The organism is Streptomyces sp. NPDC005483 (genome assembly GCF_040606035.1).
GTDB lineage: Bacteria > Actinomycetota > Actinomycetes > Streptomycetales > Streptomycetaceae > Streptomyces.
The window spans coordinates 56,728-68,585 of the sequence record NZ_JBEXEA010000033.1; the positions used below are offsets into that span (position 1 = coordinate 56,728).

At 72.1% G+C, this 11,858-nt stretch carries 9 protein-coding genes and 3 tRNA genes; 8 read left to right on the top strand and 4 right to left on the bottom strand.

All coding sequences use genetic code 11. The features are described from left to right. Positions 1-44: 44 nt before the first annotated feature. The 8 genes from ABZT06_RS40315 to ABZT06_RS40350 all read left to right on the top strand — a co-directional run bounded on the left by ABZT06_RS40315 (position 45) and on the right by ABZT06_RS40350 (position 4,480). Positions 45-362, top strand: coding sequence for an Lsr2 family protein (locus ABZT06_RS40315; protein ID WP_328639513.1), 318 nt, complete (start codon positions 45-47; stop codon positions 360-362). A gap of 124 nt (positions 363-486) precedes the next feature. After that, positions 487-558 (top strand) — tRNA-Gly (locus tag ABZT06_RS40320). Between the two features lie 80 nt (positions 559-638). Continuing rightward, a tRNA-Gly gene (locus tag ABZT06_RS40325) sits at positions 639-711 on the top strand. A gap of 125 nt (positions 712-836) precedes the next feature. Then, positions 837-1,775 carry an ABC transporter ATP-binding protein gene (locus ABZT06_RS40330; protein WP_355752648.1) on the top strand — a complete coding sequence of 313 codons (939 nt, stop codon included), beginning with the start codon at positions 837-839 and terminating at the stop codon, positions 1,773-1,775. Then, positions 1,772-2,545 carry an ABC transporter permease gene (locus tag ABZT06_RS40335; protein WP_355752650.1) on the top strand — a complete coding sequence of 258 codons (774 nt, stop codon included), beginning with the start codon at positions 1,772-1,774 and terminating at the stop codon, positions 2,543-2,545. The genes ABZT06_RS40330 and ABZT06_RS40335 overlap by 4 nt, the downstream gene beginning before the upstream one ends. 14 nt (positions 2,546-2,559) lie before the next feature. Then, positions 2,560-3,774, top strand: coding sequence for a histidine kinase (locus tag ABZT06_RS40340; protein ID WP_355752652.1), 1,215 nt, complete (start codon positions 2,560-2,562; stop codon positions 3,772-3,774). Positions 3,775-3,776: 2 nt separating this feature from the next. Further along, positions 3,777-4,385, top strand: a complete 609-nt coding sequence (locus ABZT06_RS40345) for a response regulator transcription factor (protein ID WP_355752703.1) — start codon at positions 3,777-3,779, stop codon at positions 4,383-4,385. 22 nt (positions 4,386-4,407) lie between these two features. Beyond that, a tRNA-Gly gene (locus tag ABZT06_RS40350) sits at positions 4,408-4,480 on the top strand. A gap of 44 nt (positions 4,481-4,524) precedes the next feature. Here the strand turns inward: ABZT06_RS40350 and ABZT06_RS40355 are convergent. From ABZT06_RS40355 to purD, 4 genes are all read right to left on the bottom strand, one after another. After that, entirely contained in the window at positions 4,525-5,424 is a 900-nt protein-coding gene (locus tag ABZT06_RS40355) for a phosphoribosylaminoimidazolesuccinocarboxamide synthase (protein WP_355752654.1), read from the bottom strand. Positions 5,425-5,517: 93 nt separating this feature from the next. Beyond that, positions 5,518-7,062 (bottom strand): N,N-dimethylformamidase beta subunit family domain-containing protein, encoded by a 1,545-nt coding sequence (locus ABZT06_RS40360; protein ID WP_355752656.1) that lies wholly within the window; start codon positions 7,060-7,062, stop codon positions 5,518-5,520. A 214-nt stretch (positions 7,063-7,276) separates the two neighbouring features. Beyond that, positions 7,277-10,195, bottom strand: coding sequence for a hypothetical protein (locus ABZT06_RS40365; protein WP_355752657.1), 2,919 nt, complete (start codon positions 10,193-10,195; stop codon positions 7,277-7,279). A gap of 304 nt (positions 10,196-10,499) precedes the next feature. Continuing rightward, positions 10,500-11,753 (bottom strand): phosphoribosylamine--glycine ligase, encoded by a 1,254-nt coding sequence (gene purD / locus ABZT06_RS40370; protein WP_355752659.1) that lies wholly within the window; start codon positions 11,751-11,753, stop codon positions 10,500-10,502. Positions 11,754-11,858 lie beyond the last annotated feature (105 nt).

Below are 11,858 nucleotides of genomic sequence, written 5' to 3' on the forward strand. Positions count from 1 at the left end.
GTACAAATGAATTGGCAACGTGCCGTACGAAGGGACCGATATTCGTGGCGCAGAAGGTCGTGGTCACTCTCTTTGACGACATCGACGGCTCGGAAGCGGCGGAAACGATCGCCTTCGGACTCGACGGCAAGTCGTACGAGATCGACCTGAATCAAGCCAATGCCAAGAAACTGCGTAAGGCGCTCGAGCCGTACGTGGAGGCCGGCCGCAAGCGGTCCAGGTCGGGCAAGGCGTACCGGCAGACCGAGGTCGCTCCCGACCCGGCAGCGGTCCGGGCCTGGGCCCAGGCCAACAAGATGGACGTCCCCGCCCGCGGACGGATCCCCAAGAAGGTCTACGAGGCGTTCACCGAGGCCCAGTGAGGTCCTGTCGACGCCGGGTCACCCGCCCCTCGGGACAACCGACTTGCGTTGCACCCCACCTGGTCAGCTAGAGTCGGGAGCACGCCGAGGGGCGAGGCCGAAAGGCCCAGCTCACGGAGTACACGCGGGTGTAGTTCAGTAGTAGAACGTCCCCCTTCCAGGGGGAAGGCGCAGTGTGCAATTCCTGTCACCCGCTCTGCACCGTCGTACTTGCCACTGTTGTGGATCAGGTAGACTGGTGCTCGCACCGACCAGTGAGAGCTGGTCGGAGGCAGTGCGAACGTAGCTCAGTTGGTAGAGCGCAACCTTGCCAAGGTTGAGGTCGCGAGTTCGAACCTCGTCGTTCGCTCTGAATCAAGCCCCCCGGCTTCTGTCGGGGGGCTTTTTCGTGTCCCGCGCGCTTCTGACATTTGTCATACGGAGTGGTGACAGCGCGCACTGCTGTCGCGTCCGGTCCGCCGGGACGCTGGTTTCATGAACACCGACGAACAGGAACACGTGATTGAGGTCACCGACCTGCGACGTGTGTACGGGGGCGGGTTCGAGGCGGTGCGGGGGATCAGTTTCTCCGTGCGCCGCGGAGAGGTCTTCGCCCTGCTCGGCACCAACGGCGCCGGCAAGACCTCCACCGTCGAACTGCTGGAGGGTCTCGCCAGGCCGACCGAGGGCCGGATCCGCGTCCTCGGACACGATCCGTACGCCGAGCGTGCCGCCGTACGCCCGCGGACCGGGGTGATGCTCCAGGAGGGCGGCTTCCCGTCCGAGCTGACCGTCGACGAGACCGCGCGGATGTGGGCCGGCTGCGTCAGCGGGGCCCGGCCACCGCAGGACGTGCTGGAACTCGTCGGGCTCGCCCGGCGGACCGGCGTACGGGTCAAGCAGTTGTCCGGAGGCGAGCGGCGGCGCCTCGACCTGGCGCTCGCGCTGCTCGGCGACCCCGAGGTGCTGTTCCTCGACGAGCCGACGACCGGCCTCGACGCCGAAGGACGCCGGGACACCTGGGAGTTGGTACGGGCCCTCCGCGACCGCGGGACGACCGTGCTGCTCACCACCCACTACCTGGAGGAGGCCGAGGATCTCGCCGGCCGGCTGGCGATCCTCCACGAGGGGCGGATCGCGGTCACGGGGACACCGGCCGAGGTGACCGCCTCCCAGCCGGCCCGGATCTCCTTCGAGCTGCCGGACGGGTACTTCGTGGGAGACCTGCCGCCGCTCGGGGAGCTGGGGGTGTGCGGGCACGAGGTCGACGGGAGCGTCGTACGGCTGCGGACGCAGGAGTTGCAGCGGGCGGCCACCGGGCTGCTGGTGTGGGCCGAGCGGGCCGGCGTCGAACTGCGACGGCTCGATGTACGGTCGGCCTCGCTGGAGGAGGCGTTCCTGGGGATCGCGGCGCGCGCGGAGGTCTCGGCATGAGCACGGTCACCACTCCCGCGAGCAGGCTGGGCGCCCTCGCCCGCGCCGAGTTCACGCTGCTCTCACGTAGCAGGGCCACGCTCGTCGCGGCCGTGCTGGTGCCGCTCGCGCTGCCGTTCACCCTGCGGTCCGTCGTGGACGACATGGACGTCCAGGAGGTCGGCCTCAGTGTCGGCCTGGTGCTGCTGCCGGCCTCGATCGGATTCGCCCTGCTGTTCGGTGTGTACAGCGCCCTCGTCGGGATCTACACCGCCCGGCGCGAGGAGCTGGTGCTGAAGCGGCTGCGCACCGGGGAGCTGCGGGACGTCGAGATCCTCTGCGGGACCGCGCTGCCGATCGGCGCGACCGGGCTCACCCAGTCCCTGGTGCTGGTCGCCGCGAGCACGGCCCTGCTCGACGTGCCCGCGCCGCACGCGCCCCAACTGGCCGTTGCCGGGCTGCTGTTGGGACTGGTGATGTGCGCGGCGCTCGCGGCCGTGACGGCGGCCGTGACCCGGACCGTGGAGAGCGCCCAGGTCACCACACTGCCATTCGTACTGATCTCGATGACCCTCTCGGGCGTCACCGTCCCCCTGGAGATGCTGCCCGACTGGCTCGCGTCGATGTGCGAGCTGCTGCCCATGTCACCCGTGATCACCCTCGTCCGCGGCGGCTGGACCGGCACCCTCTCCACCCACGACACCCTGGGTGCCGTCGGAACCGCTCTGGCCTGGACCGTGCTGGCCGTGTTTGCTGTACGGCGGTGGTTCCGGTGGGAGCCGAGGCGCTGACGTACGGGGAGAGCATGCGGAAGCCGGGGGGCTGGTGGCGGCGCAAGAGCACGCCCGCGAAGGTGGAGACGTACACGCGGTGGTCGTTCCACTTCTTCGCGGTGATCTACGTCGCCTCGGTCGGGCTGCCGGTCTTCGGGCAGGTGACGGGGGAGCTCGCGGTCTGGCTGGTGCTGCTGGTGTGCGTGCACGCCGTGATGTGCGCGGTGACCGCGTCGCGGGCGCTCGACTGGACGCGTGGGCGGCGCGAGCAGCCTGTGCGGACGCTGTGGGTGCTCGGAGCGGTCACTCTCGCCATCGCCGTTGCGGTGATCGGCATCGCCGAGCGGGGCCCGCACGACGACGGTCTCGACATGGCGACGGGCGCGGTCCTCGCGGGCGTGCTGACCTTCGCGGCGGGCATCGGCGCGCTCGGTGTCCGCAGGCGCCGCCGCGTGCTCGCGCTGGTGTGCGGTTTCGCCGCGGGCGCCGCGCTCGGCGGCTTTCCGCTGGGACACGCCCTCCCGGAGTCCTTGGTCACCGGGGTCGTGGTGCTGGTCGCCGCCGGATTCCTCGCCTTCACCTCCGTCTTCTCCGTCTGGCTCCTGAACGCCGTCTACGAACTCGACACGGCCCGCGAGACCCGCGCCCGGCTCGCCGTCGCCGAGGAACGGCTGCGGTTCGGGAGGGACCTGCACGACGTGATGGGGCGGAACCTGGCCGTGATCGCGCTCAAGAGCGAACTGGCCGTGCAGCTGGCGCGCCGGGGACGCGAGGAGGCCCTGGACCAGATGACCGAGGTGCAGCGCATCGCGCAGGAGACACAGCGCGAGGTGCGGGACGTCGTACGGGGATACCGGGAGGCCGACCTCGGGATCGAACTCACGGGAGCGCGAGGGGTGTTGACCGCCGCCGGCATCGACTGCGAGGTCACCGGGGAGCCGGACGGGCTGCCCGCCGAGGTGCAGTCGGCGCTGGGCTGGGTGGTCCGGGAGGCCACCACGAACGTGCTGCGGCACGGGGACGCGAAGCGGTGCGTGGTGGCCGTGCTGAGGGAGGAGGAGCGTGTGGTGCTGACCGTGGAGAACGACGGGGTGCTGAGCTCGCCGGGCGCCGGCGGGTCGGGGCTCGCCGGGCTGCGGGAGCGGCTCGCGGCGGTGGCCGGGACGCTGGAGGCGGGACCTGTCCGCGAGGGCGTGTTCCGGCTGGTGGCCCGGGTGCCGCTGGTGGCCGGGGAGGGAATCGCGTGAGCGTGAGCGTGCGGGTACTGCTCGCCGATGACGAGCATCTGATCCGGGGCGCGCTCGCCGCGCTGCTCTCGATGGAGGACGACCTGGCGATCGTCGCGGAGGCGGCCACCGGGCCCGAGGCGCTGGCGATGGCCCTGGCGCACGGGCCCGACGTCGCCGTACTGGATCTTCAGATGCCCGGCGCGGACGGTGTGAAGGTCGCCACATCGCTGCGGACCGAACTGCCCTCGTGCAAGGTGCTGATCGTCACCAGCCACGGTCGGCCGGGGCATCTCAAGCGAGCCCTGGAGGCAGGGGTGCGGGGGTTCGTCCCGAAGACCGTGAGCGCGCAGCGGCTCGCGGAGATCATCCGCACGGTGCACGCGGGAAACCGTTACGTCGACCCCGAGTTGGCGGCCGACGCGATCTCCGCCGGGGACTCGCCGCTGACCGCCCGCGAGGCCGAGGTGCTGGAGTTCGCCGCCGACGGGGCGCCCGTCGCGGAGATCGCCGAACGGGCCGCCCTGTCCCAGGGGACCGTACGGAACTACCTGTCCTCGGCCGTCTCCAAGCTCGGGGCCGAAAACCGTCACGCGGCCGTGCGGCTCGCACGCGAGCGAGGTTGGGTATAGTGGTTCTCGCGCCACGGCGCATGCGAACGTAGCTCAGTTGGTAGAGCGCAACCTTGCCAAGGTTGAGGTCGCGAGTTCGAACCTCGTCGTTCGCTCTGTTTCGGCAAAGGCCCCCGGTTCTCACCGGGGGCCTTTCGCGTTACGACCAGCTCGTGCCCGTCAGGCGCTCGTACGCCTCGATGTACTTGGCGCGGGTGCGGTCCACGACCTCCTGCGGCAGCGGCGGTGGGGGCTGCTCGCTCTTCCTGTCCCAGCCGGACTCCGCCGAGGTCAGCCAGTCGCGCACGAACTGCTTGTCGTACGACGGCTGCGCGTGCCCCGGCTCCCACTGGTCGGCCGGCCAGAAGCGGGAGGAGTCCGGGGTGAGGACCTCGTCCGCGATGACGAGGGTCTCTCCGTCGAAGCCGAACTCGAACTTGGTGTCCGCGAGGATGATCCCGCGGTCCCGGGCGATGTCCCGGCCGCGGCTGTAGACGGCAAGGGTCGCCTGGCGCAGCTGGGCGGCGGTGTCCGCACCGACCTGGCGGGCCACCTCCTCGTAGGAGACGTTCTCGTCGTGCTCACCTACGGCGGCCTTGGTGGCCGGGGTGAAGATCGGGGCGGGGAGCTCGCTGCCGTCGGTGAGTCCCTCGGGGAGGGCGAGGCCGCAGACCGTGCGGGACTCGTTGTACTCCACCAGGCCCGATCCGGTGAGATAGCCGCGGGCGACGGCCTCCACGGGGACCATCTGGAGCGACTTGCAGACCAGGGTGCGGCCGGCCCAGTCGGCGGGGGCGCCTTCCGGAACGTCCGTGCTCAGGACGTGGTTCGGCAGCAGGTCGGCGATCTGGTCGAACCACCACAGTGACAGCTGGGTGAGGACGCGGCCCTTGTCGGGGATCTCCGTCGGCAGCACCCAGTCGAAGGCGGAGATACGGTCACTGGCGACCATCACGAGGTCGCCCGCCTCGTTCTGGTACAGCTCGCGCACCTTGCCGGTGTGCAGGTGCACCAGGCCCGGAACCTGGAGCGGCTCGGGCTTTTCTACGAATCCGGACACGGTTCCTCCCCGTGGGTATGTCCAACGCGTCAATTGTCCCGCACAGGCGGCTGACCTTGGACTTGGGGTGTGCCGCGAGAGTTCTGCGTGAGCTCAGTCACGCTTGCAGATGCGGTCCAGGAGGTTGGCGGTGGCGCGCTGGACGCGGGGGTCGACGTGGCCAGGGCGGTCCAGTGCCGGGGACCAGGCGAAGGTGCCGGCAGCGAAGACCAGCGCGCCGGAGGGGGCTCGGTAGAGCGACGTCTCCTGGTGGCGGAGGGTGCCCTCGCTGTCGGCGTAGGGCGAGTGGGCGAGCAGGATGCGGTCGTCGTGCTCCGGGAGCGGGGTGCGCGGGAAGTAGCGGTCGGCCTCGCCCGCGACCAGACCGGCCAGTTCGCCGCCCTCCTGGGTGCCGGTCGCCTCCCACAGCCAGTGCTCGGCGTTGCGGACGATCAGGGGATGGGGTTCGGGCACCCTTCCCGCGTACTGGATGCCTACCAACTGCTGTTCGGGGCGGTCGACTTCACGCCAGAGCGCCGGTTTCCCCGGCCCCCTGCGTTTTCGGCAGGTGAGCAGGCGGTCGGGGACACCGGACGGCGAGGGGCCCAACTCGACCTGCCAGTACATGGTGTTGGCGGACAGGAACACCAGGGAGGTGCCGCTGTCCCGGGCACGCTCGACCGTGCGGCGCATGGCCGACGACCAGTACTCGTCGTGGCCGGGGAAGACCAGGCCCCGGTAGCGGGTGGGGTCGAGGTGGCCGGCGTGCAGGTCGCGGGCGTCGGCGTAGGCGAGGTCGTAGCCGTAGCGCTCGGCGAAGCGGATGAAGTCGTAGGCGTGGCCCACGTGCAGGGGCAGGCCCGCGCCCGCGTACGGCCGGTCGAAGGAGACCGTGGTCGCGGCCTCGGACTCGCCGAGGAGCCGGCCCTGTTCGTCCCAGGCGTGGTAGAGGCTGGCGCCGGTGCGGCCGTCCTCCGGGTAGAGGTTGTACGCCTGCCAGGTCACGTCGGGCAGCAGGAGCAGTAAGTCCGCGGGGTGGTTGTCCCGGACCGTGAAGGGGATGTGCGAACGGTAGCCGTCGGCGGTGGTCAGGACGGCGACATACGCCCCGATGCTCCAGTACGACGGGATCTGCAGCCTCCAGGACAGCCACCAGTGGTGGCAGGAGACCGTGCGGTCCGCGGTCAGCGGCGGGGGCTGGACGATGCCGGAGAGGCGGGGGCTGGTGGTGATCTTCGCCGCGCCGTCGCCGCCGTAGTGGCCGATGCGGTAGATATCGACGCCGAACTCCTGCGGCGGGTCGACCGTGATGTGGAAGTCGACGGCCTCGCCGGGGGCCACCGCCCCGGTCGAGGTGAAGCCCTTGATCTGCCGGCGGACGTCGTCGGCGGAGCGGGGGCCGCCGCCGGAGGCTGTGTGCGGGGCGGTTCGGGGGGCTGTTCGGGGGGAGGGGACCAGGGGGGCGCCCTCCTTCGGGGTGTGGGCGGGGTCCGTCTCCACGTACCAGGGGACCACCTGGCCGGTGTCGTCGAAGTACGTCTCACTGCCGCGCAGCCAGGGGACGGGGCCCTGGCCGAAGGGGTCCGTCACGGCGTGTGCGAGCGCTCCCGACTCCCAGCGGCGGATGTGCTCCGGTCCTGGCCGTGGCCCTGGCCCCATGGTCGCTCCCCTCCCTCGTGCCCCCGTCGGTCGTCCTGCGCGGTGCGGTGTGCTTGATGTGCGGTGTGCTTGATGTGCGTGCGGGTCGTGCGCCTGTCCTATGGCTCTCGCCCTTGCCATGTGCGCGATCGGTCCCAGCACATCACATTCCGCGCTCATGCTGTCACTATTCGTTGCGAATTGGCCGAAAGTGGAAGAGCCCATTCCGTCTCTGTCAGACGAGGCGGACCGGCTTCTCGGGCCGTATCCCCGACTTGACCAGCCAGGCGCGCAGAGGGGCGGGGTCGCCGTCCTCCACGAGGCTCAGGACGCGCGGGGCGAGGTCCGCGGCGCGTTCGCCGTTGATGAGAAGGGACGGGCCGTCGAGCCAGTCCAGCCCAGGGGCGGCGCCGGCGGTGTCGATTGCGGCACAGCAGACCATCGCGGTGACGTGGTCGGTGAGCAGTTCCCGGGCACTGCGAGGGGGCTGGAGCGGGAAGAGAGGGAGGGCCGTGTCGTCCCACGGGGTGGCGTCGGGAGCGGTACCGGAGTGGGGGGCGGCGGCTTCCTCACGGGCGAGCTCGGCGGAGAGCGCGGCGGCGAGGGCCTCGGCTTCGCCTTCTTCGCCTTCTCTGTGTCCGGTTACGGGATCGGCTGCGGATTCGGGATCGGCTCCGGCTCCGGCTCCGGCTCCGGCTCCGGCTCCGGCTCCGGCTCCGGCTCCGGCTCCGAGATCAGCTTCGCCTTCGGCTTCGGCTTCGGCTTCGGCTTCGGCTCCGGGATCGGCTTCGGCTCCGGGGTCGGCTGCGGTTTCGGCAACGTCACCGGTGCCACTTTCGTCGTCGGGTGCGGGCGGCCCCTGCGGGGCGGTCTCGCCGTCGGCGACTGCAGGTTCGTCGGGCGCGGGCGGTTCGCTCTGTGCGGCGGCGCTGTCGTCCGGCGGGGGCGGGGTGCTCTGTGCGGCTGCGCGGTCGACCGGCGGGGGCGGGGTGCTCTGTGCGGCCGGGCGGTCGTCGGGTGGAGCTGGTTCGCTCTGTGCGGCTGCGCGGTCGACCGGCGGGGGCGGGGTGCTCTGTGCGGCCGGGCGGTCGTCGGGTGGAGCTGGTTCGCTCTGTGCGGCGGCGCGGGCGTCCGGCGAGGCCGGTTCGCTCTCCACGGCAGGGCGGTCGTCAGGCCGGGCCGGGTTATGGTCCGCCGCCATGGCGTCGTCCGGCGGAACCGGTACGGAGTCGGCGGGGGTCGCGTCACGCAGGGGGAGCGGGGGATCGGTGGCCGCGGGCGCCTGCACCGGAGCGAGCTCGTGCTGTCCCGCATCGCGGTCTGCCGGCGCGGTCGGGGTCGGTGCGCGGTCCGTCGCCTCGTCGCCGGGCGGCGGAGCCGGTGCGAGGCCAGCGGAGGCGGAGGCGGCGGACGGGGCCTGCGGGTGGGCGGGCTGGTCGGCGGAGGCGGGCTGTGGCGTCGGGTCGGCGGACCCGTCGGCGGCCGTGAATGGTGAACCCGGACCGGTGAGTTCGTCGGCGGCCGTGGACTGGGACGTCGGGCGGGCGGCCGTAGGGCGTGAAGCCGGGTCGGATGTCGGGTCGGCGGTTCGGTCCGCGGCCGTGGACGGCGAAGCCGCACCGGCAGGTCGCTTGGCGGCCGGGGACGGCGAAGCCGCACTGGCAGGTCGCTTGGCGGCCGGGGACGGCGAAGCCGCACCGGCAGGTCGCTTGGCGGCCGGGGACGGTGAGACCTGGGCTGCGGGCCCCTCGGTGGCCATGGGCCGGGTTGCCGAAGCGGCGGGCCCGACGGCGGCCGCGGGCTGTGGCGTCGGGTCGGCGGCCGTGAGCGGTGAACCCGGACCGGTGAGCTCGTCGGCGGCCGTGGGCTGGGGTGAGGACAGGTGGGCCAGGACTCGGGAGAGGGTGGGGGCGTCGGACTCCGGTGGGGTGGTTCCCGGGGTGCGGCGGACGCCCTGGGCGTCGAGGACTCGGTGGAGGCGGGCCGCGTCGAGGCGCCACTTTCGGTCCACGACCTCTTCCGGGTACTCCTGCCAGTCCACCGGGGACCAGTCAGGGCCGGTCTCCGCGGGGCCGCCGTGGAAGAGGCGGGCGGCGAGGAGGGAGGCGGCCTCGTCGATCGCGCCGGGCTCCTCCAGCAGGTCACACGCGGGCCGCTCACCCAGGCGGGAGGCGAAGCCCTCGGCCAGACGGTCGCGGCGCGACAGCTCGGTGAGGGCGGCCACCACACCCGCGTCCAGACGGGAGGGCCAGCGGCCCATCCGCCAGGCGGGGAGCGCGACCCGGGTGAGGAGGCGGTCCCAGCCCGCGTAGGCCAGACCCACCTGCTCCTGGGCCACGATCCTGAGGCCGTAGTCCACAGCCTGTGCACGCTCGGCGGCCGCCGCGGCGACCCCGCGCTCCATCTGGGTCGCGTGCTCCCGGCAGCTGCGCAGCAGGAGGCGGGCCACCCAGGCCACGCCCGCGCACACCACGCGGGTCAGCGGGCAGCGGCCGGGGACGGACCCGACGGCCACCGCCGCGTCCAGACCTCGTACGAAACGGCGGGCCCCCGCTATGTCGGGGTGGGCCGAGGGGCCCGTACCGGCGACGACCGGGGCGAGGACCGCGCGCAGTTCGCCGACGCGCATCCACCACAGGAACGGCGAGCCGATGACCAGCACCGGTGCGGCCGGGACACCGCGGTGGGAGCCGCGGACGCCCGCGATCTCGTCGTCCCGGCCCTCCTGCGGGGGCGGGCCGTGGGCAGGGTGGGTGCGGTCCTCCAGCCAGCTGTCGCAGTCCGGGGTGAGCGCTATCGCGGAGGGGGCGGGGACGTCCAGGCGGTCGGCGAGGTCGCGCACCATCCGGTACAGGTCGGGCGCGGACTCCTCGGCGATCGCGACGGTCGGGCTGACGGCGGGACGGGCGCGGGCGACGACCAGGGCAACGGCCCCGGCGGCAAGCAGCACGACGGCCGCGAGCACGCTCATGGCAAGCCGGGAGCTGTCCCAGAACCCGCCCACCAGATGGCCGGTGGAACCTCCGGCGAGCAGCACCACGGCCACCGCCGCGGGCAGCAGCGCCACGGCCAGCGCACGGCTGCGGATCCGCAGCACGGCGAGGGCACGGGAGCGCGCGGCCTGCGCGCCCACCTCCACACCGATACCGGTCATGACCGGACCTCACCCCCTTGCCGCCGTCCTGAATGCCGGGCTGTCCTGGCGTTGCTCACTCCCCCACTGTGGCACCCGCCACTGACACCGCAATGCCGGTGGGCCAAGTGCCGGACCGCTTGCGCCGCACCCTAGTTGGGCCCCGGGCCCCCGTCAGCCGTATGCGGGCCCGGTCACTCGATGGAATGGCTTTGGGGAAAGGTGGATGACGTACAGCAAAGATCAGGCCCCGAATCCTTAGACGGATCCGGGGCCTGTCGGGTTGTTCGGGGGCGGTGGTTCACCCCGGTGTATTGCAGACTTCTCAGGCTTCGGACGCTGCCTTCGCCGCGATGTCCGTCCGGTGCTGGGAACCGTCGAGCCGGATACGGCCCACGGCCCGGTACGCGCGCTCGCGGGCCTCGGTGAGGTCCTTGCCGGACGCCGTGACCGACAGGACGCGGCCGCCGGCGCTGACGACGTCGTCGCCGTCCCGCCTGGTGCCGGCGTGCAGGACGTACGCATGCGGGGCGTCCTGCTCGGCCACCTCGTCGAGGCCGGTGATCGGGTCACCGGTGCGCGGGGTGGCGGGGTAGTTGTGGGAGGCGACGACCACGGTGACCGCGGCGTCCTCGCTCCAGCGCAGCGGCGGCAGGTCCTCGAGGTTGCCGCTCGCGGCGGCGAGCAGGACACCGGCCAGCGGGGTCTTCAGGCGGGCCAGGACGACCTGGGTCTCGGGGTCGCCGAAGCGGGCGTTGAACTCGATGACCCGCACGCCTCGGGACGTGATCGCGAGACCGGCGTACAGCAGACCGGAGAAGGGCGTGCCGCGCCGGCGCATCTCGTCGACCGTGGGCTGCAGAACCGTCTGCATGACCTCGTCCACCAGCTTGGGGTCGGCCCAGGGCAGCGGGGAGTACGCGCCCATGCCGCCGGTGTTCGGGCCCTCGTCGCCGTCCAGGGCGCGCTTGAAGTCCTGGGCGGGCTGGAGCGGGAGGACGGTGTCGCCGTCGGTGATGGCGAAGAGGGAGACCTCGGGGCCGTCGAGGAACTCCTCGATGACGACCCGCTCACAGGCGTTCGCGTGGGCCGTCGCGACCTCGATGTCGCTGGTCACGACCACGCCCTTGCCTGCCGCCAGACCGTCGTCCTTGACGACGTACGGGGCGCCGAAGGCGTCGAGGGCCTCGGCGACCTCCTCGGGGGTCGTGCAGACGTAGGAGCGGGCGGTCGGTACTCCGGCCGCGGCCATGACGTCCTTGGCGAAGGCCTTCGAGCCCTCGAGCTGCGCGGCCTCCCCGGACGGGCCGAAGACGGGAATGCCCACCTCGCGGACGGCGTCGGCGACCCCCGCGACCAGCGGGGCCTCCGGGCCTACGACGACCAGGCCGGCGTCGAGTCGCTGCGCGAGCGCGGACACCGCCTCGCCGTCGAGGGCGTCGACCGGGTGCAGCTCGGCGACCTCGGCGATGCCGGCGTTGCCGGGTGCGCAGTGCAGTGCGCTGACGTCGGGGTCGAGGGACAGGGAGCGGCACAGGGCGTGTTCGCGGGCGCCGTTACCGATGACGAGGACCTTCACGGGGTCAGCCTAACGGGGTTTTTGTGGGGGGTTCCTACGGGGTGGAGCGATCGGAGTCGTAGGTTCCACCAAGGGGCAGGTCTTTGTCCGCTCCGCCTTTGGGCC

Bases quoted from the DNA above. Each gene is read 5' to 3' on its own strand.
- ABZT06_RS40330 (WP_355752648.1), top strand. From the start codon at position 837: ATGAACACCGACGAACAGGAACACGTGATTGAGGTCACCGACCTGCGA.
- ABZT06_RS40360 (WP_355752656.1), bottom strand. From the start codon at position 7,062: ATGGGGCCAGGGCCACGGCCAGGACCGGAGCACATCCGCCGCTGGGAG.
- ABZT06_RS40335 (WP_355752650.1), top strand. From the start codon at position 1,772: ATGAGCACGGTCACCACTCCCGCGAGCAGGCTGGGCGCCCTCGCCCGC.
- ABZT06_RS40365 (WP_355752657.1), bottom strand. From the start codon at position 10,195: ATGACCGGTATCGGTGTGGAGGTGGGCGCGCAGGCCGCGCGCTCCCGT.
- ABZT06_RS40340 (WP_355752652.1), top strand. From the start codon at position 2,560: ATGCGGAAGCCGGGGGGCTGGTGGCGGCGCAAGAGCACGCCCGCGAAG.